This window comes from Ralstonia condita, assembly GCF_958405655.1.
Classification (GTDB): domain Bacteria; phylum Pseudomonadota; class Gammaproteobacteria; order Burkholderiales; family Burkholderiaceae; genus Ralstonia; species Ralstonia condita.
In genome coordinates this window covers 17,147-42,738 of record NZ_CATYWO010000012.1, presented here as the reverse complement: position 1 = coordinate 42,738, position 25,592 = coordinate 17,147, and the positions used below count along the sequence as shown (strand labels likewise).

Sequence of the window (25,592 nt, the reverse complement as noted above, 5' to 3'; positions counted from 1 at the left end):
CCACAAGGCGGCCGACATCGCCGAACTGCTCCCGCATCGCTGGACGCCCAGCGCCACCTAGCTGGCAAGACGGGTTCACCGGGTGCTTACGTATAAAACGCGTTGCTATTCGTCTATGAGCCACGGTGACACCGGGGCTCTTGGACGGGGGAGAGGGGTAGACCACCGCGACCGTCCCAATCGCGCCAAGCGGGCAGTTATGGGCGCACCCTGGGTGCTACAGCTAGAGGGGAACTGGCACGTGACGAATGCGTGTAAATAGTCTGGCTGTGCGTGAGCGGATCGTCCCGACTCTCGTGCTCGATGGTGCGACGCTGGCTCCGGCATGGCATGGTCACTCGGGTGAAGCACGAACCGCAGCGACGCTGCGGCTTGGGGATGCTTCGCCCTTCAAGCGCCCTGCTTCACCAACAAAGCATAAAAACTTCTTTCTGAAGAGAGTTCTTATGTACAGACTCGCTAGTCGATATCGCTCTCCGCCAAGGTTGGGAAGTGAAGAGGTCTTTATGAAGCTACGATGGCATAGCCAAGATCGGCAGCGTGCGCGAGTAAGCGGTGCGCATGACGGGGGGCTGCGACACGTCGAGGGTAATGTCCTCCCAGGCGTGATACACCTGAGAGGCCTGACTTGCGGTGCCACATCATTGGAGCTATCCGTCGGCCACGCTTCAAGGGGAGTGCCTTCGCCGAGCGGACGACCTGGGAGAAATCCGCTTTGCGCTTCTGAAACTCAGTCCAGGCCGGAAAACCCTGCGGCAGTTAGTGCAGGCCATCGAGTTGGATAACCGCCTCCAGTGAAGGCTTGGCGAAATACCAGCGCGCGCCATAGTAGGCTTCACCGGCGTTTTTGGTTCGGTTATCTCCTTCTGCGTGGCCGATCAGATTGTCTCCGCCCTCTTTTGAGATACCGGTTTCCAGGGCCTCGTCAATGACGGTATGCCGGAACGAACAGGTTACCAGTTGCTGGTCCATGATGCCGAGCGTCGTCCGCAGGTAGCTGCACTATGGTCAGTAGCTGTTGTAGAGGTGCGAAAAATCCACGTCCCTAATTTCGTAAAGGTCCATCCCCGCCGCGAGCTCCATGGGGTCGTAGACACGCCGGCCAGCACGTTTCTTCCCATAGCGGCCCGCCATACCTTCGGGTTGATGACCCAGGATGCCATTGATTTGGTATTCCTTGAGTCCGCATCGGCCGCCGTACTCTTCAAAAGTATGGCGGAACGAGTGGAAGTTATAGCGAATATCGTCGATAACGTACCTGTCCAGGTATTCGTTGAACCAGGTCGAGAACTTGGCGGTGAACACGCCATACTTGTTCGGCTTCAGGTCCGGGAAAAGTCGTTCATGACCGGCGGCCCGCATCAGTTCGACATAGTTGCCAAAGCCGATTTTGAGCAGTTCGTTGTGAACAGGGATGTGGCGCTTCGAGACCGTGTTCTTGACCCCTTGTTCTTCGCCCAGGTCCGTGATGCGCAGGAACAGGCGATGGTTCCTCGTTTCCACGTCGCAGACCATCAACTGGCCGAGCTCTTCCTCCCGCGCGCCGCTGAAGGCCGCAAGCAGCGGTAGCCAGAAGGCGGCATCGCCACCACCTTTGGCGGGCCGCTTGCCTGCGGTGAATACCTCGGTCTTGAACAGAAGGCGGAGATGCGGCAACTCGAATGGCTGGCGGTCCTCCTTGTGTTTCGCGGAGACCCGGATTTTGACTTCTGCAAAGGGATTCGCCGACAAGGCCGTGAGACCGCTCTCCAAGTTCGTCTCCAGGATAGGGCGTAGCAGCGCAAAAATTGTCTTGACGCGGCTCTTCGAGAGGCCTTCTTTTTGTTCGAGGTACCGTGCGTAGTCACGAATATCGTCGGCGGTGAGCTCAACAGGTGCCCGGTCGCCGGAAAATTTCCGCAGCCGCGTCACCTGTGACCGGGCCTCATCAAGGGTCTTGGGCTCAGGGTGCCGCTCACCGGCCCAATGGTCCAGGTAGTGGTCCCAACTATCATTCTCGCCGGGGGCGGCCGGCATCTCGGGGGTCGGCACTTCGATGCCTTGCAGCCTCTTGAGTTGACTCTTGATGGCCTGCAGGTCCGCCTGCATCAACCGCAAGGTGTAATGCTGCAGCAGATTGGGCTCCGTCGTGGCGACGTCGAAACCTTCCGTTTCCAGCATGTCCTGGGCATTGCATTCGGCGAATGAGATGTCCTGAATTGCACAAGCGTCTTCGAGTGCCTGGAGCTCCCGAGTAAGCTCCGCGCGGCGGGCGTGCAGGTCAGCGACCGTTTTCGGCCGCTCGAACTCATCCGTCTCGAGAATCGCGGCTTTGTATCGTTCGACGAGCGACGGAATCATCCAGCGCTGGAGCTTTTGTGGTTGCTTATCGCCATCGACGCCGGCCGTGGGCGGTGTCTCGTCGACAGCCTGCAGTCTGGCCTCATGGGTAGCGAAAAGGTTATCGGTCTTCACGGCCAACTCACGGGCGCGTTTGGCGGCGACCTTGGCGTCGGGCGTACGCAGAGAGGCGGTGATGGACGATTTGCCGATGGAGGCTTGGAGGTGCTTGGGGACCGAGCGCCGGAACTGCCACTTTTCGCTGTCGGGTCGCTGGTAGAGGTACGGTTGTTGCAAGGCTTTGTCCACTGGGTGACCTATCGGGGCGGATTCGTACGCAAATTGCTACGGTCCGTTGTTACGGTCGGCAAGTGGAAAAACTTGAGCCAGCACCTCGGAAACCCTTATAAATCAAGGGTCTCGGAAAGCAGAAGGCCGCTGGTCCTTGCGGAGCAGCGGCCTTCCAGTGAGTGGTGGCGAATCAGGGACTCGAACCCCGGACCTGCGGATTATGATTCCGAAGAACTGGGGATTCTCTCTCATGGATCGATATCCGTGTAGGCATCTGATTGGCTGAATTATAAGGGTTTGCGGCGATGTTCTGCGGATTTTGCCTTGACTGAGATTGACTGACTCCCCTAGGATTTGCCTACACGGTGCCTACATAGGGGAGCGGGGTGAGCAAACAGAACTTTACTGCGGCGCGGATTGAGGGCTTCCAATGTGAGCCAAACAAGCAGCAGACTATTTTTTGGGACGCTAAGACGCCCGGCTTTGGGTTGCGTATCACGGCGGCAGGCGCGCGGGCCTACATTTTTGAGTCGCGTCTATTCCGCAAGACGATCCGGGTGACAATCGGTGACGCTCGGGCGTGGGACTTGGGGCGAGCACGCACCGAGGCAGCACGACTGAAGACGTTGATCGACGATGGTAAAGATCCGCGTGAAGTGCGAGCGGAGCAGCAAGCCGCCCATGAGGCGCGGCAAGCTGAAGCCCGGCGACAGGATCTGTCCGTTTCGAAAGCGTGGCAGCGGTACTTGGATGTTCGCAAGGACAAATGGTCCGATCGGCACTATCTTGACCACATTCGGCTATCGGAGGCGGGAGGGCGTCAAGCGAAGAAGGGCGGACGCCAAATTGTTGCTGGCCCGCTTGCACCGTTGATGGAGCTACGCATGTCTGAATTGACGCGAGAGGCCGTCGATGTGTGGCTTGCGGAAGAGGCGAAGACACGACCCGCGCGGGCCCGACTCGCATTCTCACTGCTGCGGGCATTTATCTCATGGTGCCAGGAGCAGACCGAATTCGCAGACTTGGCTTCATCTGAGGTTTGTACGAACAAGCGCATACGGGAGCACTTGACGAAGCCCACAATCAAAGTGGACTGCTTGCAACGCGAGCAGTTGCAGGCATGGTTCTGTGGCATTCGCAATATCACCAGCCCGGTTCAAAGTGCATACCTGCAGGGGTTGCTCATAACCGGTGCTCGTCGAGAAGAGTGGGCGGGTTTGCGTTGGGAGGATGTCGATTTTCGCTGGCGGAGTGTCGTGCTCGATGACAAGGTCGAGGGGACGGGTGGGCGAACTATTCCATTGACGCCGTACTTGGCGACATTGCTGGGGAACCTGAAACAGTTGAACGAGACGCCGCCCAACAAACGCCAGTTGGCACGCCTAGCGGAAAAGGGGGAGAGGTGGGAACCGTCGCCCTGGGTATTCGCCAGCAAGACTTCGGAGGATGGCAAGATTGCGGAGCCCCGAATCGCACACAACAAGGCGCTTGCCGCAGCCGAGTTGCCTCATCTAACTCTGCATGGACTGCGTCGGTCATTCGGTACGCTGTCTGAGTGGGTCGAGGTTCCTGTTGGTGTGGTCGCACAAATCCAGGGGCACAAGCCATCAGCAATTGCTGAGAAACACTACCGGCGGCGTCCGCTCGACTTACTCCGCATGTGGCACGACAAGATCGAGGCATGGATGCTCGAGCAGGCTGGAATCTCTTTCGAAAGCCCCGCTGGTCCGTGACGGTCCGGTCCCTACTTGGCGCGCGATAGAATCGCCAAACGCTGCCGATATATCTTGCAAGCGTTAATCCATCTAGCGGGCCATGACCGACGATCTATCTCCACAAGAACGCATCGCTGCCGCGCGGCGGCTTTATGCCGTCTTGAGGCAATACCTGGAGCGCCCAACCTGGACCCCCGTTGAAGGGGCATTGATTCTGTCGGGCATCCACCCGCCCCCCAATTGCACGGAGATCCCCGCTAGTGGTACGGGCCTTGACGGCAGGATCGCTGGTGCCGATCGCCTGCTTGAGGCTCGCCGGATTTGGGAGAAATGGGGATGGCATTGCGAGGACGAGGAGAAAGACGGTGTGGTCACGCCCACCGAGCTTTCTCCGTACGAGTTTTTGCGTTGGTGCGAGGACTGGCCAATTGAGACCGAGTGGCTCCTGTTGTACCGCAATCTTCTTGGCTATGGGCGCGAAGCTGCGCAGGTCGACGTGATCCCCTTGCCGATAGTCGAATATGTGACCCGCACCGCAAAAGCTGTCGATGTGCTCATGGATCAGTTGGGCACCATTGACCCTGCCGATGCAGCCGGCGAGAAAAAGAAGAAATCCTCGCGTCGTTCGCCGATGCCCGTACCGATGAACCGGGATTTTCTGACGACAGAAGAGTTCGCCGCCGTTCTGGCCATCGAGCCGCAGACTCTACACAAGCGGTACTCAGCGGACGGTAGCTATCATGGGGTGCGCCCTAGAAAGCTTCCTAGTGGACGGCTGCACTGGCCCGTAGAGCAAGTGAATGCATTGCTCAACGGTGAGCCCCCAGCTTCGGATGAGCCGGCTAAAAAATAGTATTCCCCTTATTCATCTCAAGTATCCAGTCAAGCACGCGAGTATTTGATCTTTCTCGCGTGTTTGGCTCGGCCACCTCGCTCGCCGTACGCTAGCGTGCGCTCCGCACGAGCAATCTGCTTCATCCCCTCCCTGTTGTATTTTTGCCAACCAAGCTTCGACCTCTAAATGGATCGAAATCCATCCACATTGATCGGCATGGATGCCGTCTCAGCGCTCATTTTTCGGCGCTTGACCACTTCTGGCTGGCGCGGATAGCGTGGGCGTTCTCGTTGACGCATCGATATCGTCGCGGTGTGCGTAGTGCGATGACGAAACTCAACCTAACTGAGCGAAAGGAGATAAAAAGTGCGTGGGGATTTTATTAATGGGGTCGATCTTCAATATGGCGGAGATTTAATTGGTGAACCGGGATATCACTTCTTCGACGACCTGGATTACATCGACGCCTGTGCAATTTCTCTGGAGCTTGAAGAGAATCCTCCTGAGCAGGACGACGACGATGATTGGAACGAAGTTGTGTGGAAACGTGACACGCATTCTTGGTGCGGCGACTGCGAACTACCTTAGAGACAAATCCGCCTCGTAATCAGGAGAAAACATGAGTGAGGAAAAAGAAATGATCTCAGGCGTGTCTCCGGCTCTCGGGAATATGCAAGGAAAGGCGGTTGCTCGTGATGAGCAAGAGGGTGGAGTCAGCCAATCAGGCGATTTTGAAAATGGCTGGGATGATCTGGATGCGGATGGTAAGGCTCACAAGGAGGAAATATTGAAAGAGCACTTCGTAAAGGCATTGGAGCGCTTCAATGCTGGCGTCAGCTTAACGAAGATCCGCAAGCATTACGAAAAACTGGGAGCGAAGTATTCGCCGGTGACGTTCAAAAAAAAGTGGGACGAGTTATTAAAGAGGGACAGGGAGCAAATCTGATCAACAGCGAGGCGCTTCAGCGCCTCATTTTTTTTGGCTAGATATGAAAAATGGATCTAACGGCCACGCGCCATCTCCATATCGCAGCGGTATGTCGCGCTGGGAGCGAAGTTGTGAATTAGTTGCAAGCAACGCAACACAGCAAGAGCAAGAGAAGCCTTTTGGTTTGCCGCTGGAGATGGCTCAATTCGATCGACAGGATATCAGCAGTGTCCTTCCGAGGAATGCACGAGCACTGCATGATGAGGTACACGCGGTAACGGAATCTGTTCCCGAACTGATCACTACGGTCATGTTGAGTTCCACCGCAGTTGCAACGCAATGTCTCTTTGATGTGGCGTATCTCGACATGATTCAATGTCCCCCATCGATTGCCGGCATCTTCGTCGCTGGCTCCGGTAGTCGAAAGACGAAGTCTTTCCTTGAGCTAACGGAGGCTCATCGGGATTTCCAAGCGGCAGAAAGTGATGGCCCACAAGATCAGTACGAATTAAAGGCGGAGTTGAAAATCTGGGAAGCTAGGGAAAGATCGCTTCTCAAGAAAATCGACGAGAGCCTGAACAGCGAAGAGCAGTTGGATAAGCTCAAGGAGCAATATGCAGCGTTACTGAAGGCCAAGCCAGGGGTGGCAAAGACGGCAGCGAACATCATGCATAAGGACGTCACCTATCCATCATTGGCGAGAAGTATCGAAGTTCAATCTCCATGTACGTCATGGATGAGTGAGGAGGCGACGTCAATTCTGCCAGACTTGCGGCGGCTTATGCCGCATCTAAACTCGGCATGGGATGGCACCCTCATGCAGCGGGCGCGCATAGCAAGCGATCCAGTGTATCAAGCAGCGCCTCGTTTTTCGATCTGCTGGGGCATGCAGCCAAAGCGATGGGCTGCATATGTCAGAGATCTTGGCGAGGATTTCGTTGATGTCGGTATGGGGCCGAGAGCGCTGATCGCAGTGTGCAGACCCGTGAAGCCGAATCCAAATCCGAGAAGAGTCAGCGTCGTTCGCGAGGCTCGCAATCGTCACAACGCGAACCTTGCGGGAATGTTCAACCGCCATGCGCGGGCAATGCGATCGGGGAAGATTGAGCGAACAACGCTGACCCTTTCGGCAGCAGCGCAAACGCAATTTGACTTGACATTGAGATGGATTGCAGAAAACAGGACAGGTAACGGATATCTAGCAAAGATTCCAGAATTTGCAAATCGCATAGCGGAGAACACCCTGCGGGTTGCTGCAAACCTGCATGTCATCGAGGAGCGTCAGGGAACCGAAATTGGACTGGACATTCTGCAAAGCGCGATACAGTTGATGATCTTCTACACAGAACAGCATATCGCGCTCTTCGGTGATATCAACACGCCAATCGAAGAGAGGCATGCTGCGATCGTTCTTCAACTCTTGAAGCGCTTCTTCAATGAATGGGAATTTCACTATGTGCCGTATTCAAACAGAGTGGTGACTGTGCGCAAGATTCAGCAGTACGTGGGCACGCAAGAGATTCGGAGCAAGAGGACTCACGTCGTGGATGCCCTTGCGTTCCTTGAGCGCCAACGGATCGTGTCCCCGTTGTCCGACGCAAAGGGAGACATTCTCGGGGTGACATTGAACGATGACTACTTCCGCAACCAGACGCGGCCCGGTTCGTTGAGGGCATATTGATGCTACGCCGCTACAGGTAGCACTGTAGCGGCCACAGAGCCTACTCGTGCGCGCGTCGATCAAGGTACTGCGTGGATCACCTCTCAAACTCTTTAATACCGGCCGGCACGGCCTGCCGTTTTTATTTTCTTTTGCAGAGTTTGAGGCTATTTCGTCGGTATGAAATCGGCACCTCATTGCTTGACTGAATATTTTTTATGCGTGCGTATGTATGTGTATGAGAGGCGTAATCAATGAACGATCTTCTCGCAGATGTCGATGATTGAATCACCGTGATCCTCGTGTCAATCGAAGCATGCCACTTCTGCTTCTTATGGAATACAAAGCAACCAATACGTAGCGACCCTCCATAAGCAAGCATCTTCATCCTCCAACCTCGCATGTCAAGCAGAGGATGAGAGGCTCCTTCGATGACATCTGGCATCGATCAATCACCGACAAAAAAAGAAGGTCTCAAGTCCATCGGTAGCTGAGCATCGCTGGCAGGCAGTTCAGCAACGAGAAGAAGAACGAGAGACCGAACCTCAATCACCGTCGCCATTCGAGCGACGACACATCATTAAGCCCATGTACGACAACAGCGAAGACCAGGAAGCACTGGAGGTAATCGCTCGCCTTGACGAGCGCACGAACATCGAAGAAACCGACATCAATGGTAAGAGAACAACCGTCATCCACGAGGGCTACGCATCACTGCATCTGTTTGAAATCGAACAGTTCGTGAAATACATCCAGAAAGGGGAAGACGGCTTCGTCGATGAGATGACTCGCTACAGTCGGAAGTGGAAGATTCGTCCGCTGTACCTTGGCAAGAAATACTACCGGTTGGTGGATGAGTGGCTAGGCCACTACTCCGACATCTACCATTACTCGGCGCGAGTAGAAGTTTTCTACGCTGCTTGCAAGGAGCTGGGGCTGCTCGGTGCGTACCCTTTTTCGTTTGTTGGTAAGCCGGAGCACATTGTGCGTGCTGATGGCATGCGCAACATGGACGTGTTCAACATCCTGATCGAGAAGATCCGTGCCCGTTGCCAGACACGGGAGTTCAAAGAGCGTGAGCGGTTGAGGGGGGAGAACGCAAAACGGAATGTGCGACGGGCGCTTGCGCTAGAAGAAGCGATGTTCTCCGAGAAAACGGGGCGGTCTCGATGGCTGGTGCTTTCGCTCACGCTGAACTACAAGCCGAAGTTTCGTTGTGAGATCACGCCCGAGATGATGCAGCAGCATCGCGAACGTTTCTTCGCTGCGCGAGACTTCAATAAGCTCATGTCGGGCATCAAGGGTTATGTGTGGGCGATCGAGCAGGGTGAAGAATCAGGGCTGCACCTGCATGTGATCTTGTTCTATTCGTCGGGGTTCAACCACGACGTGTTCATTGCGAAGCAGATCCTTGACTACTGGATCAACACAGTGACGCAAGGGAAGGGGGATGGCTGGAACAGCAACACCGGGTGGCGGAAGAAATGGTACGCCGAGCGTGGTCACGGCATTGGTGTGGGGCAGATCAACTGGGACGAGACCGAGAAGCGGCAGGCGCTGCGAGTGAATCTGGCGTATCTGGGTAAGGCGGAGCAGTATCTGATGGCGAGGACAACAAAGCGCATCCATACGTTCGGCATGGGGCGGGTGCCGGAGAAGAAGAAATCAGGGCGTCCTCGTAGTTGTGGTGATGGGAGCAATGTGGGTGGAAGCTCATTCGACGTCGATCGGTTTAGCGAGGCGGCGACGGATGAGACGGGGTTCGAGTTGCCCGATGGAGTTGACGAGACTGCTGCTGACTGAACTGTCAATGTAGATGGGCAGCATAGTGGCGGCCGCTGTAGTCGTCGCGCAAGCTGGCATGTATGGCCCGTAGTTTCCGCCATATGCTTTTATCGAAGGTACGCGAGCAGGACACCCCGTCTGTTACGGCGGCTCCACAGCCAACGCTCGAACAACGCCGAGCACTAACACAAGCCGCTGGTACAGCAAAGCAAAGCGGCGATGCGGTGTGCTTAAATGGGCATAAACCTACGCAAGTTCGACTAGTGATTCCGGCGTGACCGCTCAGCTAAGAGTTCCATTCGCCATCAACGGCACGGGGAGAGTCGTAGAGGCGCGCGCGCTCGCGCGTGATGACGCTGGCCCATTTCTTTGCGCCGGCTGCAGAAACCCACTTGTCGCCAGGCGCGGGGACATCAACGTATGGCATTTTGCGCACAAGACGGAGGGGAACTGCGAGACAGCGTTCGAAACGGCCGTCCACGCCATGGCGAAGCAGATTTTGCTCGACGCTCGCCATTTCCGAACCCCTGGCTTGATTTGTAGGGCCGATGTCTTGCCCAGTGAAAGAGATATTTCTCTCTGTGAAGAGAGCATAGTTCACTGGGAAATCCCGGGCGAGATTGAGATTGCCTTGGAGGATATACGTCCGGACTTCGTTGTCTCCTTCGGGGGCGAGCGGCTAATCATCGAAGTAGCCGTCACCCACTTCTCCAACAAGGGCAAGAGAGCGAAGCTCAATGCACTCCAAATCCCCGCAGTCGAGGTTGACCTATCAGATGTACCGAGATCGGTAACGGCCGCCGATTTGAAAAATCGTCTCCTGGATTCCATTGATGACAAATCATGGTTGTACTACCCAGGGCTGATCGAGGCCGAGGACAAACTGCGAGCAGCGCGTGAGCAGCAATCGGATGCAGATGAGGTTGCGAGGCGCCGACCGGCCATGCGAGACAAGGAACTCGATGAGCCTAACCAACAGTACATAGGGAACTCATGGCCTGGCGATTGGGGCGAGGGTAGAAGACTTTCTCCGTCGCAAAAGCGAAAAATCGAAGCCGCCAATCAAAATTTCTTCGCCAGTTCCGAATCACGTAAGTTGGCCTTCGTCACAGCCAAACTAGGCATAAACGCGCTCAAATGGCCTTCGCTTCTCGATGTCCCTGTCATGTGGGACGATGCTTTGGGCGTCTCACGCCGAATCTGGCAGGCGGACATCTTCAGGCGGTTTGTCAGAGGTGCCTTTGCCGCGCCGCGAGACATCGATCAAGATCTGAATGTCGGAGTAGTGACCAAGTGGCTGGCTCGCCGGTATAAATTCGACCCTGCCTCGGATATTCGAGTAAGAGTGGCTGTCTTAGAGTATTTGAAATGGCTAGGCGAGCAAGGCTATCTATGCAGCTTATCGGAAGGCTGGTTCGTCGTAGTGTGCGACGCTCTTCCAAAAGAATGTCTTGAGACGCCGTCGTCCGACGAATCATGACACGAGAATCGCAATGGCGGCTACGTTGTCGAATGCAAGCAGACGAGGGGCGCGCCCGCCGAGGCGCGCAGTAGGCTTCATTTGTCTACTCAATTAAGAACGGTACTTTGGTTCTCGCATTCTTTCTATCCTCCAATCTGGATCATCGCGACTGCTCAATTGAGGAGGTCAGGCAATGGCGAACATTTTGCGCATCGCTGTAGGTGAAACGGTAAGCGAATTTGAAGATGGTGAGTCCTTGGAGGCCGCGTGGAAAATTCTCAATGCGCGGCTCGCGGAGCGCGACGACGAGATTGCGGTTGTGTTCGAGAATGAACATGGCTATCGCGTCGGGGAGATATGGGAGAGCAGCATCTATCATGCTCTTGCCGAAACGCCTGGAAAGTTGCGTGCGTACTTGGCGCTCTGTGGCTTTTTTGAAGATCCACCGGGGGAGTGAGAGTGTCGGTGAGCGAGGGCTGACAAGAGGTGCCATCCGTCATCACACATGCTGCAGTGCCGTTGATGCTCGGGGCGGCAGCGGGACGGCGCTGCGTCAGTGGCCGGCTTCTGCTTGCCGGTGCAGTTGCGGCAATGCTGCCAGGTCTCGACGTCGCCGCACTCAAGCTGGGCATCCGGTATCAAGATGCTTTCGGCCATCGGGGGGGCCACGCACTCGATCATGTTTGCGCTTGTCATCGCTGCGCTGGCGGCGCTTGCCCATCCACTTCTGAAGAGCACCGCGTGGCGCAGCGCGATCTTTGTTGGGCTCTCGACGCTGTCACACCGCTGCTCGATGCTTGCACTAATGGCGGGATGGGGGTGGCGCTGTTGTGGCCGTTCAGCGAGCATCGCTGGTTTTTTTCGTTTCGCCCCATTGCAGTGTCGCCGCTCGGTGTATTCCGGTTCATGGGGAGCCGTGGCCTAGCCCTCATGGCGTCGGAGCTGTACTGGGTGTGGCTGCCGACCGCGTTATTCTCGCTGACCTTTGTTCCGGGGCGATGGAGTGCGGAAAAATCGAACTCCTGCATGGAGCCCTGAGCCAAGCGTGCCCGGTGCGTTTGGGTGGCTCCGGTCCGCCTCTGGCTACAATAGGCCGGGAGCAAGGTGTGGCTTGTAGGCGCTCAAATATTGAGTAGGGGAAGGGATGGCAACAGCGCGTGCCGGTACGCGGGAGGAAGCGCTACGGCTGCTGAAGACGGATGGAATCGCAGTCGTTGAGCTGGACTACGAAATGGGGTGGCAGGATGCAGTCGAGCTGGGCCGCATGGGCCAGAGGGCCGGAATTCGCGTGGAGTTCAGAGGACAAGAGAACATCGCAGTCGAATCATTGGAAGCGCTTGTGAATGGACTTTCTCGCGCCAAGCTGACGTTCCGCCAGCGAAATCTCTACTGTCAGTTCGACCTAGGTGCGTTGCCAACGGGCGAATTGGAGAGGTTGGAGGCCAAGGCCGCAGCAGCCGGTGACTACATTCTTGGCGGGCACTTGTTGCGCGATGTGGATGACCGCTGGGGCGGGTAGCCCTGTGGTCAAGCGATGCGGGGAACGTGGCCGATAGAATGCTCGAAAAGCAACGCATGAAGAAATATCCGAGCATGTTGAACCATCAAAGGGGATTTCATGCATTTGGGGAGTTTGACAATTTCGCGTTTCCGGTCTTGTGACAATGTAACCATCAGCCTTCGCCCTGATCTAACAGTCTTGGTCGGTGAGAACAATGGCGGCAAGTCCAACGTTATAGATGCAATCCGGCTGCTCACCTTGCCGTTGAGCGGGCGCCGGGAGCGGTATCCGGAGGATGAAGACGTACGACGCAACGCGACTGTTCCAAATTTTCAGATTGAAGGGGTTTTCCGAGAGCTCGGCGACACTTTGAAAGGACTGCTCGTCTCTGCAGTCCCTGACCCCACTAAGAACGAAGCCGTGTTCGGCTATCGGTATGAAGCACGATCCGAGCGCGCACCGCGAGGCAAGACCACTACCTGGGCGGGACGCTTCGATACCAACGAGCCGGAGGCCGGCTCCACTGACCTGATTCGGCATGTGTACCTGCCACCCTTACGCGACGCGCATCAGGCGCTTGGTACGGGCAGCGGCACACGAGTCATGGCGCTACTGCGGCACTTCCTGCCGAAAGATCAAGAACAAAATTTCCTTACCGGTGTCAGGCGTGCAGAGAACCGGCCCGATATCCTGACGACGATAAACACGGAAATTGGTACGGCGTTGGGAATGCTGACCAATGGGGTTCGCCCCCAATCGGCAGCGTTAGATTTTGGTGCAGAAACCCTGCTCGATGTCGCCCGCGACTTGAGGTTTCGTCTTGCCGATTCTGGCCTAGCTCCAGAAGACATTCGGGCCTCTGGTCTGGGCTACTCCAATCTGCTGTACATGGCCACGGTAGTCGTAGAACTGGCGAAAGCCAAGGACGCCGACCTCACGATTTTCCTTGTCGAAGAACCGGAAGCGCATCTGCACCCGCAGTTGCAAGTGCTGGTGCTCGAATTCCTGCTAGACCAGGCACGTCAATCAGCCAATCGTGCAATCGAAGCCGGCAAGCCGGAAGGTCGCATTCAGATCGTCGTGACGACCCATTCGCCGAATCTGACCGCGTGGGTTTCTCCGACTCATCTGGTGGTCATGCGTTCGCGTCGTCGCGACCAAGATGGAAGGGCAGTTTCTGAATCGGTTAGCGTGCCCATCGCAGAACTGGGACTCAAACCAAAGACACTGGATAAGATCAGCAGGTATCTGGATGTGACCCGCTCTGCGTTGCTGTTCGGTGATAGGGCCATTCTGGTGGAGGGAATCGCTGAAGCGCTGCTGTTGCCTGTATTGGCACAAAAACTGGTCCTCGCTGGTGATGCCGAAGGATGGCTCCGGTTCAAGGGAACGGTTATTGTGCCGATCGAGGGCGTGGACTTCCGTCCTTACGTCGAGGTGTTACTTCGACCGCATCGAGACGCACGCATTGCTGACCGGCTGATCGTGATTACCGATGCTGATCCAACGGTGTTGGGGAACAGGAGGGGCGATCTGGAATATCTCGCAGCGGCGCATGGCGCGCCGCAGGCGCTGACTGTGTTGACCAATCAGCACACGTTGGAGCATGAGATATTCAGTGCCGGAAATGAGACATTCCTAAAGAGCGTGTTTCTTCGCCTGCATCGCAACTCGCGTCGAGATTGGGAGGAGCGTATCGAGCATGTCGCGCCGCAAGACCGTCCTGATGCGTTTCTTAGGTTGATTGAGGCGAAGAAAACTCGCAAGGGTGACTTGGCTCAAGCGATCGCATCACGTCTTGCGACGGGTGAGCCGTTTGTCGTGCCGGATTATCTCGCCGACGCGATTCGTGGTGCCGCCCGAGCATGAGCGGCATTCAAGGCTTGACGGCGGAGCAGGAAGCATTCGCCACGCACATCGGGGGCGCTTTCGTGCACGCTTGTCCCGGCGCCGGAAAGACTCGCACGATTATTGCTCGTCTCGCGAATATTGCAGCCACGTTGCCACCTCGTCGTGGCGTGGCTGTGCTCTCGTTCACGAACTCCGCTGTCGACGAGTTTCGGGAGCGCTGCCAAGCGGCAGGGCTAGCCCTGCTCCTAAAACATCCCAGTTTCATGGGAACGCTTGATGCGTTCGTTCGGCATTTCGTGGTGCTACCCGGTTGCGCGGCAACGAGTACGACACGACCGATCATCGTTGATAGTTGGGACACTCTTGGCATCGAGATTCGTCTAACGGGGCAATTTGCCTTCCGAGGCGATCCAGTGAGCCTGGATCTGTTCGACCCCGAAACCAATGCTATTGACCCTGGGAGGATCAGGCAGATTGGATTGCAGAATCATGTTCGCCAGCATCAAGCCCGATATCAACAGGCGGCAGCACATCGGCGGCGCGGTTTGCTGCAGGCTGGTTATCTGAGCGCTGGCGATGCACGTGCCCAGACCCTCAGACTAATTCGTGATCCTTCAAGCGGCGGAGCGCTCGGCCGAGCGTTGGCGGCACGTTTCCAAGAAGTCATAGTCGATGAGGGGCAGGATTGCAATCCGCTGGATTTGCAGATCCTGTCGTGGCTTAGGAGGTTCGGTATCCATGTCACTTTTGTGTGTGACCCGGATCAGTCGATCTATGAATTCCGCGATGGCAATCCAGCAGGCATTCAGGAGTTCAAGGAGACATACCCTGTTGACTCCCATCGCCAGTTAACGGGCAATTTTCGTAGCAGCCCTGCGGTGTGCCAGCTAGCCGCCACGCTCAAAAGTGTCGGACAGGTAGATCAATCTGTCGGCGACACCGCGAGCGTCGAACATCCTGTTTTGATTCTGACGTACGGAGGTCGAGCGCCGAATGCCACCATCGGTCGGGCATTCTTGGACCATATTGCGGAACTTCGCTTGGATTCGACGGATTCGGTAGTTCTAGCGCATTCAGGCAACGTTGCGGAGCGTGCCGCTGGCGTGATTCCCAACGATTCGAGTGGCAACTCGCGGATTGAGTTTTTGGCACGCAAAGTGGGCGAGTTCTGGTCACCTGCCACGACGGCGCGATCGAGGGAGGCGGTGGTTCAGGCAGTGGAGACATTGCTGCTTGACCTCATGGGGTTACGTCAGCCCAACGAGCATCTACGGCGAACGATTGAGCGGGTAGGCATGGATCGGCGGGCACATCGGAGACGGGCTCTCTCATTCCTCATGAATCTTCCCAAAGCATGTGGAAATACTGATGCGGATCGACTTGCCTGGATCGCCTCGGTGCACACCGCGACAGAATTGCTGGGCCTGGCGCTGCCCGACGGGGTGACCGTACGGACCTTCTTTCGCCGACCCGCCAATGCGCGGTGGTCTGACCATCTTCAAATAGCGGTCGATCTGGGCTTGCGGTGCGCCAAGATTCATGAGGCGAAGGGCCGCGAATATGGCGCTGTGTGCGTTGTGATTCCACCCAATCGTGCCCCTGAAAACCGGGCAGAAGCGCTGTTCGAGTCGTGGGAAGCTCGGGTGGATATGGAGGCAAAGCGTGTCCTCTATGTTGGTCTGACCCGGGCTCGACATCTTTGTGCACTTGCTGTGCCAATTGCTTTTGCCGATCGTTGCGTTGCCTTGTTGGCGGCAGGTCAGGTGCCTCACACGAGGCGAGATTTATAAACGTCGTCGCTGGAGTGCTTTGTTAGCGACGTCGTCACGCGGCTGGTCAATCGGCGTGTGTAGGCTATGGCTATTGGCCATGAGACCGCGCGTAGCCGCCAAGACTCCGACTTGTGGTACCAACCGCTACCGCAAAACAGCCATGATTGTGCAGTTGCCAACGAGCTTCCCAGTGCCACAACGCATTTTCGCGTGCAGGGTTGCTTCGCTTTCGGCTAACGTGCGCGGCGTTTCGGCGGTGACAGAATGTCAACGAACAAGATCAGCATTCCACCTGGCTCATCCTCTATGCTTTCGCCCAGAGGAGGCACGACGTCGTGGCTAGCCTGAAAATAGTCGGACTCAAGCTTAACGCGCTGGCCAAAGGCACACCGACGTTCGAAGAAGTCCGAACAATCACCGCCATGTGCATGGCCGGCAACTGAAACCGTCGAATCCAGTGATTCAGCATAGAGCCATGGAAGAAATGGTGCATGGCTAAAGTTGGCTATGAACTTGCTGACTTGAAGTACCGCCCCCGTCGGATTGTCTTTGGAGACAGCATGCCCGGAAGTCGAGGAGACTGCTGCGCTCATCAGGGACTGGTAAAGCCGCTTCCACGTCGGAAAGCGCTTATGGATAGGTGCCCCGGGTACAAGACCTGCCACTCGTGACCCGCCCCTTGGGTCCCACCATACTGGCGCTTGGCCTGTAACAATGGACAAAAGGCATTCGGTGTACGAACTGATCCGTTGTGTCACCGCCCCGTTGAGCCACGTGTTCGCCCACCAGCCGGGTTTCGGCATTCCGCCCAACCATCGGGGAGCTATGAGTGGATGATTGGTAAACCGCGACGATGTTTTCGAATCGGGAAAATCAAGGAAAGTCCATGGCACGAAAACTTGCTCAATATTCCACGGCGAGCCTACCTTGATCTTCACCGTAGGGTCGAAGTCTCGGGTCTGCAGGTCAAAATTCGTTCCTCGGAGATTAAACGGCGGCATACGCTGCAACAGATCCACTTCGTAGGGAGAGCTCGTCCCTGAATAGGTCTCCAATGGACAGCCGATTCTCTTTCCCTGCAGAAGCCACATCCATCTTGAAAGGCTCCTTCCGCTTGGCCTTCTGACGATGACTGCAAGGTCCGCCAGTTCACGCTTACTCACCCGTTTGCCGTTTTCGTCGGTCCACGAGACCCACGCATGCTTGTCTAGCCAAATCGAGGAGAGCTGGATGTGTCGGCCGGTGTTATTGGACAGGTGGGTGGCCAGATGCTGGAGGGCAGGTTCGGCATGCATCCCGCGCAAGAAATCAAGCTCCCACGCCTTGCCTTGGCGGCCCCTGTGCTTAGCGACTTCCTCACCTCGATCCCAAAGGATTGAATCCGACATAGCTGAATAGTCTTGGAGTAAATGGCTTTGCCCCTGGGCTACGGGGGCGTCGTTCCGGTAGCCCCATTTGGGTTACCTGTAACACTGAGAGATAAATGCTCTGCACTGTCGTCACAGCATGCCGACAACGGACGAGGCGGTACTGAGAACTACGGCGACAGCAGTCAGACTCGCGGCGATGGTGTTTAGGCGACCGACTTCCTGGTTAGCACGGAACTGTGCTGCCAGCCATGCGAGCTGCCCGAGTTCTGGCACAGCCGGCATGATCGCGTTGGGATCGCCATTCAGCGGATCGATTGGTACCCGTGTCGACCTGAACCAGTACCACGCTGCTATCAGGCCGAAAACCAGACCACCAATGGCGAGCCAGAGTGCGATGCACTTCGTTGTGACGGTCATGGGCTAGTGATTTGCTTGAGCGCTCGGGCAACGGCGTTCAATTCGCGCCAGATTGCACGCGCATCAGCCAGCGATAGCAGTGACGTTGCGGTGTTGATGGCGGCTTCAAGTTCAGCAAGGCGAAGCAACGCGCTGCCAGGTGGTTCGACAGTAGTGCCTTGTTCGAGATTTAGCATGCAAAAAAAGGGAGCCTCGGCTCCCTTTGCATTTTCCTGCGTTACCCGTTCAGGGCAGCGTCTTTGACCTTCTTCAGGGCGCGTACCTTGACACGCACGGTTGCCGGCTTCGCCTCGAACCACTGTTCCAGCCCGGTGAATGGATTCTTGCCGAAGCGTCGTTTGGTCGCTGGGACCTTCACGGACGTCACCTTGAAGAGACCAGGCAGCGTGAATTCGCCTGCGCCTTTTTTGTGCAGGGCGCCGACGACGGTGTTCTCCAGATGGAGCAGCACTGCTTTCACCGCCTTGGCGTCAACCTGGGCCTGCTCGGCCAGATGGCTCACAAGACTGGCCTTGGTGAAGGTGTCTTTCAACGGCTTGACCGACGCGGCGGCGGGTGCAGGCTTCTTTGCCGGCGCGGTTTTCTTCGGGGTCGCCTTCTTTGCTGCAGTCTTAGCTTTGGTAGCCATAGGAGAAATTGGTACTAGGTGAATGAACACTCCAGCATCAGCGTACCGTGCAGCACGCTGCATTGCTGGCAGCAAGCATAGAGCAAATCCGACGCCAACTCCAAAGTTACCGCATCCGTCTAGTTTCATTCGTTGAAGCCATAAACTCAGCGATTGTCCAGGCGACGGGGCCAGAAAAGAAAAAGCCTGCGGGATACCACAGGCCCAATATGGAGAGAGAAGACAGGCTTACAGCAAAACGGGGGCGGAGCCTGCCCGGCGACAAATGCTTTGCGCCGGTTGACTACCGCATCTGACAACGCCCCGATGATTTCGAACACACCCGACCGATCACGTCTGTCGCGGACCGCGCTGCGCCGGCACAGATCGTCCTAGGCAGTGGTACTACTTTATGGCCTCGACGCTTTCAGCAGCCTTTCAGGGTGCGGGTTGCCGCGCTGCAGTCACGCAGATGCAAGGCCAGCAGGAGTGGGATGTGCGCGGCGCTCCAGGCCAACTGATGTCGGGGCCGCATGCTGCACGGCGAAAAGCGCAGCCGCAGCGGTAATGCAGAGCAGATTGTGGAAATTTTTGACCAACGGCGCGGAAGACGGCTGAGCCGCAGACCGATAGCCTTTCGAGCGTCCAACGTGGACCATAACTTCGAAAGGAATCAACATGTCATCCAAGGCATCCAAATCTCCGTCCCCCATGACCTCCCAAGCGGCTGCCCGTATCCAGTCCAGTACGGCAAAGGCAGGCGGCGGGCAGGTAACCGCAGGCACCTTTGCCGCCCGCGCACAGCGCGCAGCCACGGTCAATCAGACCGGTGCAAAGGGTTCCAAATAAGGGGGAGGGCTCGGTGCCCTTGGTGCCACCGAGTCCGCATTTCACTATGTACAGTAAAGACAAGGACATCGCCGGCACAGTGCGGCGGTTGTTAAAGGATGGTTGGCGCTACATCGCCGGCCGCAAACATGGCAGATTGATTGCCCCGAATGGTCGAATGCTCGCGGTGCCATGCACGCCCAGCGACTGGCGTGCCAGCCGGAACTTCACGCGGGACGTCCGCCGCGTTTTGACGAGGACGCAGGCATGAGTCAGGCAGCGCCCCCTTATCCAAGAATTGGCGAATGTATTCGCGCGCTAGCCGGTGCCCTGGATATCAAGCACAGCGACCGCGATGTGGACCGGCTTGCTCGGGAAGGAGATTTTGACTGGGCGAAGATTGATGCGGTGATCCAGGAACTGCTGATCGACGGCATGACGCGGGCGATGGGGGCCGATGCGCAGGCGCTCATCAAACCGTGGCTACTGGATCTGAAAGAGCGCTACTGTCGTCTGGTGCTGGGGGTGCCTCTCGACGCGCTCGATCGATCTCACGCGCTGCCGGTCCTGATCGAGCATTTCTTTGTGCCCAATGCGGCGAAGCTGCTGATGTCGCTTCACAAGCGGCGCAGCGGGCCGGATCTCCACCTGCTGCTTGATGAGAAATGCGTGCCCGTCGCCGTGGTTCTCGACTGGCTTGGCGAACGCATTGGCGGTCCCATCGACACGTTCCTCTACCCGGCGAGTACCGGGACGGATCGGACTGAGCGTGACAAGCTCACCAGGTGGCGCACAGGTATCGACGTTCCGTCATCGCAAAGCGTCCAACTGCTCGTGATGCAGCTTCGCACGCATTCCGATGATGATCTCGCTGAGTCAGCTGGTCTCTGGTTGCTGGTGAGCGCGGCATTGGCACGATTCGAGCGGAGCTGGGTGCAGTCGCTCCGTCCGTTGCTCTCACGGCAACTGATCGGCGCTTCAACAGCGTGCGATCCATCCGCACTGCTAGCCGAATTGGTCCGCGAGGCCGGGGCCATGCGGCCCGAGTTGGCGGGGCGCGGCCAAAGGCTCTGGAGCGAGCTGACGCGTGGGGCGGCCAAGGCAGCAGGGGATCAATCACGCCTGTGGGGCGAGATAGAGCAACTTCGGGCGCTGGCAAGTGACCATGACCCCGAAGGGCGGACGGCCTATCACTACGAATGGATGGAAGCGAGATGGCACGTGCTGTCGGGCCAGTACGAGGAAGCGTTCCCGCACTTTGAAAACGCGTTTGAACTGGCCTGCTACCGCGCGGGACACCAGCTCAGGGACATTGTGCAGGAGGCCGCCTGCATTGCAGCCTTCTTGGGGAAGAGGCCCGCCTTGAAACGATTCAAGCACGTGGCCGTCGCGCTCGGGTTGTTCCAGACGCCCCAAGATGGGCACGTTGTCGAGGATTGGGAAGTGGAGCAGTTCAGTCAGCAGTTGCCTGTGCTGTTTCCGCCCGATGGTCGGTTTCAGGAGTCCCCACCAGATTTCGCAATGCAGCCTCTTGCGGGGATGCTGCTGATTTCCGACGAAGCGATTTCCGCGATCGAACCCGACCTGAGGCGTGTCGATCGTGTCCGGGCGATTCACTTTGAAGACGGTCGAGTCAGGCGCTGGCCACAGCTCAGCCTCTTTGCCGCGTTTGGACGGCCCGAGCACGTTCGGCGGCTGCTCGATGCCGGAGCGTCCGTGGACGCGGTGGGCAGTTCCGGTGGGTCTCCCTTGCTATGTGCACTGCAGCACGCGGTTCGTACGGGGGAAAGAGCGGCACTCGACTTGCTCTTGAAGGTTACACATCAGCCCGACACCTTGAATTCCGAGACGGCGCGCAAGAAGCTGACGCCGCTCATGTGTGCAATCGAGCTTGGTGAACCGGACGTGGTTGCGTCGCTCCTGACCCAAGGGGCCGATCCCAATATGCGGGCACATACGGACCAACAATCGCCGTTGTACTACGCACTGAGCCAATTGTCGGGAAAGATTCATCCTGAGCGGATGATGGCCCGGCTGATTGAGGGCTTCTTGAAAGCCCCTGATTTAATGCTGCAAGATACGCTACGGCGCTACGGAGTGACTTCGGCAGGCGTCTTCGGGACGCAGCCTCGCTTGGCGGCAGGGAGTCCTTCGCTGTCCGGGCAAGTTGCGAAGTTCATCGTCGACGAACACGTGCGTCGTCACCGCGTTGACAAGCTGCTGCGCATCATCGAACTGCTGCTTGAGTTCGAGGCCGACCCGAACGCCGGACACAGTTACCCGGTGCCGGGGCGAACGCCGTTGATGCTGGCCGCCGAAAGCGATCTACCAGAGGCGTTTGACCTCATGGTCCGCCACGGTGGAAAGCCAATGCAGCCTGACGCGAGCGGAGCGAATTGCATGCGTATCGCGTTGGCGTTCGGCTCGGGCAAGGTCGTCCGATACCTCAAGACTACGCGCATTTGATGCTCGCGCCGGCCACACTGTTCGGCGTGTTGCGCGTTGCCACAGTGGGTCAACACATCGGCTGTGAACCCAGCATGTGGTAGGCGATCAAGTGGCCGACGACGAGATTGGTACAAGCAAGCACGACCCAACCCAGCACCAGCTTGTTGTTTCGCCTCAGGTCAGGCTGTTCGATCTCCGCGAGGCTATCAGCGGGGTTCGGCAAAACCCGGATGCAGAGAACGACAGAGAAGACCGTGCAGCCGATCAAGCATGCGGCAACCCACAGTCCCTGAGAATGGATGTCCATGATGTACTCGCAGGTTGAACTGCCAGTTCCCTTCGACGGCTCATGAAGGCGATTGCGGTGCCCAGTCTAGCTGACATGGTCACGTGCATTGGCGCCGTATGACGCCCACTTGCCGTTAAGCAAAAAAATAATGCCGGCGTAGCCCCTCCCTTGCAGAGGGGCCACGCTCGGCAAATGTGGCTGCAGGCGCCACACGATCACTTCGGCTCTTTGCCGGCGCGGCAGTTGTCCACCCACTCCCATGCTTGCTGATAGTTCACGAGAGCATCTTCGCCGTTTGCTTTCTTGAAGGCTGCTGACCAGCGTTCGGTGCAGGCATTGCTTTCATCAGGCCACCTGTCGCGGCCCTCTGCCGCCATCGACTCAAGGACACTGGGTCCAGTGGAGGCCGATGCAAGACGCTGCTTGCATTGGTCGATCAGCGGGGGGAGTTCTTCTGTGGTCGGGAAGTTGTGATTCCGCTCGTAGACTTCGTAGCGAAGTCGCTCAACGCAGTGGCTAACGTCACTTGCGGTACGAGTTGCCGTGTCGATCTCGCTCTGGTTTTGTACGACGCCATCCTTGGTTCGCTGTTCGACCGGCTCCTTGTAAAAGAGCCCGCCCACCGTCACGGTCTGCTCGCCCGTGAACTTCCCCTCGGCAAAGCTCCCTTTCTCCAGAACGTTGCCATCGGCGTCGTTCTTGACGTAGCTCCCATCTTGAATGCCTTTGTGATAGTTGGCCTCAACGACGAGATTCCCGGTCTTCGCATCCCACTGCTGGAAACGCCCTTCATTGAGGCCGTCTTTCAGCGACTGTCGGCTGACCAGCTTGCCTGTCTGCGCAGCGTAGGCTTTGACCTCGCCGTCCAGTTTCCCGTTCTTGAAACCCGCCTCAATGGTTGGCTTCTCACCCGACTCGTTGTACATCACAAAGTCCCCAGCCATCGCGCCCTGATCGAAATGCGCCTTCATCAGCAAGACGTTGGTCCCTGCGCGTTTGCAGGTGACATCGCCATCAGGAACGCCATCGTCCACCTTGGCATCGCAAAGCAGTGACGTTCCATAGAGGCCCATCATGAGCGTGCCAGCTTGCCCCAACAGCTTCTGGTATCCCTCCTGACGCATAAAGAGGACGTTCGACGGCGTGTTCGTGAGTTTCCCGGAGAAAGGCGAATTGGCCCCCTTTGCGTAGACCTTGCCGTTGACGATTTCAGCGTTGCGGTAATCAAGCGTGCGACTGCCGCAGGCGTTCAGAAGAAACGCGCTGGTCACGAGCGCGCCGAGGGCCAGCACGCGACGTGCTGAATGCAGGGTGGTGGTGGTGTTCATGGATAGATTCCTTGGAATGAGAGTGATGGGTTCGGTGTTGGGGGCGGCGGCTGTAAAAAAGCCGCGCCTGCGAAACAGGCACGGCTCAAATGCTCCCCGTCACGGTTGCCCGCCTCTCGGGGCGGGTTGCCGTTCTGTGTCATGGATTAGTTGTTGTATTGCCAGGAATTGCTGTAATAGAGCCCACCGGCTTGCCAGCCCAGTTGCACTTGCTGGGCGTTGACCGCGCCGCAGCTCGCAGTTGCCGTCAGGCCACCGTGCGCGTTGGCGACAACCGACGACAACGACCCATCGCTATTGCTGGTAGGTGTAGACGAGTTGATCGCTAGTGCAGATTGCAGCGCCGAGGGCATGCCGTTGACAACCGATCGCGGGAAGGACGAAGCGAACGCCGCCCACAGGTTTGGATAGGCCGGCGCATTAGCCGGGTTGGTCCACGTCACCGTGGCTGGATTGCCCTGGCATCCCGGCCCCGTCGTGCCGGCCGTCAGGTAGTTGCCGATCGTCGTACTGTTCAGCGTCTGCCACGGCGCGTGGATGGCTGCTGCCGCTGCTGCGTTGGGGCCGACATTGAGCACCTTTTGCGGCGTGCCGATGGCGGTCCCGGTTGCGTCGTAAAGCGTGACGGTGTAGACGCCATACTGCGTGATGCTGGAGACATCGACTGGCTGCGATGAATACTCGGCCAGCCCGTTGGGCGCGTAGGTGCTGTTGCCACCCGACAGCGATGCCCAAGACCACTTGTACTGCGTCGACATGCCGATGTCCGGCCTGGGCACCGGGCCGTTGGCGACAAATGGCCCGGTCAATGCTGGCGTGGGGAACGTCAGGCGCGGATTGAATTGCGGATCAATATTGGTCAGGTAGACCCCGCCAGCCGGAAGGCCAGGACCTTGCACCGAGGCCGATGTGACGGTGGTGGTCGTGCTGCCCACAGTGAAGGTTGCGGGAATCCGAATATCCAACCCTGATTCGAGGCGCCCATTGCCGGCGTCGGCCGCATTGAGGAACTGCTTGCGGCCCAAGAATGAGGCGATGTACAGGTTGAACTGCTCCTGATTGCCGATGATGTCCCAGGTGCCATCGGATCGCTGCTGCACGATATCGCTCGCGAAGTTCGCCGTGCCCGTTGCATCGGTGAACAGGAAGTACACCAGCGCAGCATTACCCGTGATGTTCGGCAGCGTGTTGGGCTTGAGGAACGTTACCGTCTTCACGCCCGTCAGCTTCGAACCCGTGGCAGCAATGCCGGGGTGACGCGCCTGGAAGGTCGCAAAGCCCTGGTTCAGGTAGCTCGCATCAATGGCAGTGGAGCAGGCCGACGCCGTACCGGCCAAGCATTGGCCCAGTTGCGAAACCAGCGTCGCCAGATAGTTCGCCGGCTGCGGCGGCACCGCGAGAGGCGCGGTGGACGCGGCGGTTTGGTTCAACTGGATCGCCGTGTTCGGATCTGCAATGCTGGAAAGCTGCAGGCCGCTTCCCGTGGTCGATTGCGTGATGGCCACAGCATCGATCACCGCATCCGCGCCGGTTTGGTTCGGCGTAAAGACTCCCCCAATTGGATCGAACGACCCAGCATCGAGCCCCTTGGCCGCCAGGATGGCCGACAGGGCGGTATTGAGTTTCGCTACTGAGGCTGCGACAGCGGAAGAAGACACGCCCGCCAGTGCAGAGGATGTCGCCAAGCCTCCCGGGTTGCCATCGGCGGTGAGCTGGGCAGTGACGGCCGTGGTCAGCGGCGTCACGTTGGCGACGGCCGGTGCGGAACTGCCGGTGGCCGTGCTGGCAACCACGGAATACAGCGGCAGCGAGATACCGGCCGGATCGTTGGCCGCAATCAGCAGCGGAGCGGTGAGACCCGAAAGCGACACGGTGTAGCTGCCGCTGGCGTCACTGGTGGTCGATGTGGTGTTGCCCTTGGCATCGATGACGATCACCTTGGCATTCGCCAACGCTGTGCCGACTGCCACGGTGCCGGTCAGGCTCTGCGGGTTGGCTGCGGGTGCCGTCGACGTGCCGGTGTCGGCAGTGCTGCCACCATCACCGCCACCACAGGCCGTCAAAACGGCGGCCATCACGACACCCACGATGAATTTGCTACCCCCTACAGTGATGTTCTTCAATTTCAGCTTCCTTATTGGTGTTGTTGGTTTTGTCGTGTTTACTCGACAACTCAGGGCGTGACG

At 57.6% G+C, this 25,592-nt stretch carries 21 protein-coding genes and 1 pseudogene; 14 read left to right on the top strand and 8 right to left on the bottom strand.

All coding sequences use genetic code 11. The features are described from left to right. Positions 1-759 precede the first annotated feature (759 nt). The gene (locus tag R2N03_RS20790) at positions 760-972 is read right to left on the bottom strand and encodes a hypothetical protein (protein ID WP_316659745.1); all 213 of its coding nucleotides are present in this window, start codon (positions 970-972) and stop codon (positions 760-762) included. A 36-nt stretch (positions 973-1,008) separates the two neighbouring features. Beyond that, on the bottom strand, positions 1,009-2,616 hold the full coding sequence (locus tag R2N03_RS20785) for a DUF6538 domain-containing protein (RefSeq protein WP_316659744.1): 1,608 nt from the start codon (positions 2,614-2,616) through the stop codon (positions 1,009-1,011). Positions 2,617-2,996: 380 nt separating this feature from the next. Here R2N03_RS20785 and R2N03_RS20780 point away from each other — a divergent pair, with 380 nt between their 5' ends. From R2N03_RS20780 to R2N03_RS20725, 13 genes and pseudogenes are all read left to right on the top strand, one after another. Beyond that, complete coding sequence (locus R2N03_RS20780) at positions 2,997-4,343, top strand: tyrosine-type recombinase/integrase (RefSeq protein WP_238500776.1); 1,347 nt, start codon at positions 2,997-2,999, stop codon at positions 4,341-4,343. Between the two features lie 82 nt (positions 4,344-4,425). Next, entirely contained in the window at positions 4,426-5,178 is a 753-nt protein-coding gene (locus R2N03_RS20775) for a hypothetical protein (protein WP_238500778.1), read from the top strand. Between the two features lie 348 nt (positions 5,179-5,526). Continuing rightward, positions 5,527-5,748, top strand: coding sequence for a hypothetical protein (locus tag R2N03_RS20770; protein WP_238500780.1), 222 nt, complete (start codon positions 5,527-5,529; stop codon positions 5,746-5,748). Positions 5,749-5,779: 31 nt separating this feature from the next. Then, on the top strand, positions 5,780-6,106 hold the full coding sequence (locus R2N03_RS20765; RefSeq protein WP_238500782.1) for a hypothetical protein: 327 nt from the start codon (positions 5,780-5,782) through the stop codon (positions 6,104-6,106). A gap of 91 nt (positions 6,107-6,197) precedes the next feature. Beyond that, complete coding sequence (locus tag R2N03_RS20760) at positions 6,198-7,769, top strand: DUF3987 domain-containing protein (RefSeq protein WP_238500783.1); 1,572 nt, start codon at positions 6,198-6,200, stop codon at positions 7,767-7,769. 567 nt (positions 7,770-8,336) lie between these two features. Further along, on the top strand, positions 8,337-9,551 hold the full coding sequence (locus tag R2N03_RS20755; RefSeq protein ID WP_238500784.1) for an inovirus Gp2 family protein: 1,215 nt from the start codon (positions 8,337-8,339) through the stop codon (positions 9,549-9,551). Between the two features lie 256 nt (positions 9,552-9,807). Continuing rightward, positions 9,808-9,981 (top strand): annotated as a pseudogene (locus R2N03_RS21065) (competence protein CoiA family protein); the annotation flags it as partial. Positions 9,982-10,017: 36 nt separating this feature from the next. Then, positions 10,018-11,013 carry a hypothetical protein gene (locus R2N03_RS20750; protein WP_238500785.1) on the top strand — a complete coding sequence of 332 codons (996 nt, stop codon included), beginning with the start codon at positions 10,018-10,020 and terminating at the stop codon, positions 11,011-11,013. A 175-nt stretch (positions 11,014-11,188) separates the two neighbouring features. Then, positions 11,189-11,452 carry a hypothetical protein gene (locus tag R2N03_RS20745; protein WP_238500786.1) on the top strand — a complete coding sequence of 88 codons (264 nt, stop codon included), beginning with the start codon at positions 11,189-11,191 and terminating at the stop codon, positions 11,450-11,452. Between the two features lie 29 nt (positions 11,453-11,481). Continuing rightward, positions 11,482-12,033: a metal-dependent hydrolase gene (locus R2N03_RS20740; RefSeq protein ID WP_316659742.1), complete on the top strand. Its 552-nt coding sequence runs from the start codon at positions 11,482-11,484 to the stop codon at positions 12,031-12,033. Between the two features lie 106 nt (positions 12,034-12,139). Further along, positions 12,140-12,514, top strand: coding sequence for a PHA-granule associated protein 4 (locus R2N03_RS20735; protein ID WP_238500787.1), 375 nt, complete (start codon positions 12,140-12,142; stop codon positions 12,512-12,514). 99 nt (positions 12,515-12,613) lie between these two features. Continuing rightward, positions 12,614-14,365 carry an ATP-dependent nuclease gene (locus R2N03_RS20730; RefSeq protein ID WP_238500788.1) on the top strand — a complete coding sequence of 584 codons (1,752 nt, stop codon included), beginning with the start codon at positions 12,614-12,616 and terminating at the stop codon, positions 14,363-14,365. Next, positions 14,362-16,137 (top strand): UvrD-helicase domain-containing protein, encoded by a 1,776-nt coding sequence (locus R2N03_RS20725; RefSeq protein ID WP_238500789.1) that lies wholly within the window; start codon positions 14,362-14,364, stop codon positions 16,135-16,137. The genes R2N03_RS20730 and R2N03_RS20725 overlap by 4 nt, the downstream gene beginning before the upstream one ends. 215 nt (positions 16,138-16,352) lie before the next feature. Here R2N03_RS20725 and R2N03_RS20720 read toward each other — a convergent pair whose 3' ends face one another. The 3 genes from R2N03_RS20720 to R2N03_RS20710 form a co-directional block, all read right to left on the bottom strand. After that, entirely contained in the window at positions 16,353-17,507 is a 1,155-nt protein-coding gene (locus tag R2N03_RS20720; RefSeq protein ID WP_316659741.1) for a hypothetical protein, read from the bottom strand. Between the two features lie 111 nt (positions 17,508-17,618). Then, on the bottom strand, positions 17,619-17,906 hold the full coding sequence (locus R2N03_RS20715; protein ID WP_238500792.1) for a hypothetical protein: 288 nt from the start codon (positions 17,904-17,906) through the stop codon (positions 17,619-17,621). Positions 17,907-18,123: 217 nt separating this feature from the next. Further along, the gene (locus tag R2N03_RS20710) at positions 18,124-18,534 is read right to left on the bottom strand and encodes an HU family DNA-binding protein (protein WP_238500847.1); all 411 of its coding nucleotides are present in this window, start codon (positions 18,532-18,534) and stop codon (positions 18,124-18,126) included. Between the two features lie 1,074 nt (positions 18,535-19,608). On the opposite strand from R2N03_RS20710, the gene R2N03_RS20705 reads away from it, so the two are divergent. After that, the gene (locus tag R2N03_RS20705; RefSeq protein ID WP_238500794.1) at positions 19,609-21,807 is read left to right on the top strand and encodes an ankyrin repeat domain-containing protein; all 2,199 of its coding nucleotides are present in this window, start codon (positions 19,609-19,611) and stop codon (positions 21,805-21,807) included. Between the two features lie 49 nt (positions 21,808-21,856). Here R2N03_RS20705 and R2N03_RS20700 read toward each other — a convergent pair whose 3' ends face one another. The 3 genes from R2N03_RS20700 to R2N03_RS20690 form a co-directional block, all read right to left on the bottom strand. Next, positions 21,857-22,096, bottom strand: a complete 240-nt coding sequence (locus tag R2N03_RS20700) for a hypothetical protein (protein WP_238500796.1) — start codon at positions 22,094-22,096, stop codon at positions 21,857-21,859. Between the two features lie 197 nt (positions 22,097-22,293). Then, positions 22,294-23,406 carry a toxin-antitoxin system YwqK family antitoxin gene (locus R2N03_RS20695; RefSeq protein ID WP_238500798.1) on the bottom strand — a complete coding sequence of 371 codons (1,113 nt, stop codon included), beginning with the start codon at positions 23,404-23,406 and terminating at the stop codon, positions 22,294-22,296. 146 nt (positions 23,407-23,552) lie between these two features. Then, positions 23,553-25,529, bottom strand: coding sequence for a cell wall anchor protein (locus tag R2N03_RS20690; RefSeq protein WP_238500800.1), 1,977 nt, complete (start codon positions 25,527-25,529; stop codon positions 23,553-23,555). Positions 25,530-25,592 lie beyond the last annotated feature (63 nt).

What these genes read in the sequence shown, in the direction of transcription:
- R2N03_RS20710 (WP_238500847.1), bottom strand. Translation starts at nt 18,534, where the DNA reads ATGGCTACCAAAGCTAAGACTGCAGCAAAGAAGGCGACCCCGAAGAAA.
- R2N03_RS20700 (WP_238500796.1), bottom strand. Translation starts at nt 22,096, where the DNA reads ATGGACATCCATTCTCAGGGACTGTGGGTTGCCGCATGCTTGATCGGC.
- R2N03_RS20755 (WP_238500784.1), top strand. Translation starts at nt 8,337, where the DNA reads ATGTACGACAACAGCGAAGACCAGGAAGCACTGGAGGTAATCGCTCGC.
- R2N03_RS20695 (WP_238500798.1), bottom strand. Translation starts at nt 23,406, where the DNA reads ATGAACACCACCACCACCCTGCATTCAGCACGTCGCGTGCTGGCCCTC.
- R2N03_RS20705 (WP_238500794.1), top strand. Translation starts at nt 19,609, where the DNA reads ATGAGTCAGGCAGCGCCCCCTTATCCAAGAATTGGCGAATGTATTCGC.
- R2N03_RS20775 (WP_238500778.1), top strand. Translation starts at nt 4,426, where the DNA reads ATGACCGACGATCTATCTCCACAAGAACGCATCGCTGCCGCGCGGCGG.
- R2N03_RS20760 (WP_238500783.1), top strand. Translation starts at nt 6,198, where the DNA reads ATGTCGCGCTGGGAGCGAAGTTGTGAATTAGTTGCAAGCAACGCAACA.
- R2N03_RS20750 (WP_238500785.1), top strand. Translation starts at nt 10,018, where the DNA reads ATGGCGAAGCAGATTTTGCTCGACGCTCGCCATTTCCGAACCCCTGGC.
- R2N03_RS20745 (WP_238500786.1), top strand. Translation starts at nt 11,189, where the DNA reads ATGGCGAACATTTTGCGCATCGCTGTAGGTGAAACGGTAAGCGAATTT.
- R2N03_RS20765 (WP_238500782.1), top strand. Translation starts at nt 5,780, where the DNA reads ATGAGTGAGGAAAAAGAAATGATCTCAGGCGTGTCTCCGGCTCTCGGG.
- R2N03_RS20720 (WP_316659741.1), bottom strand. Translation starts at nt 17,507, where the DNA reads ATGTCGGATTCAATCCTTTGGGATCGAGGTGAGGAAGTCGCTAAGCAC.
- R2N03_RS20715 (WP_238500792.1), bottom strand. Translation starts at nt 17,906, where the DNA reads ATGACCGTCACAACGAAGTGCATCGCACTCTGGCTCGCCATTGGTGGT.
- R2N03_RS20790 (WP_316659745.1), bottom strand. Translation starts at nt 972, where the DNA reads ATGGACCAGCAACTGGTAACCTGTTCGTTCCGGCATACCGTCATTGAC.
- R2N03_RS20730 (WP_238500788.1), top strand. Translation starts at nt 12,614, where the DNA reads ATGCATTTGGGGAGTTTGACAATTTCGCGTTTCCGGTCTTGTGACAAT.
- R2N03_RS20735 (WP_238500787.1), top strand. Translation starts at nt 12,140, where the DNA reads ATGGCAACAGCGCGTGCCGGTACGCGGGAGGAAGCGCTACGGCTGCTG.
- R2N03_RS20725 (WP_238500789.1), top strand. Translation starts at nt 14,362, where the DNA reads ATGAGCGGCATTCAAGGCTTGACGGCGGAGCAGGAAGCATTCGCCACG.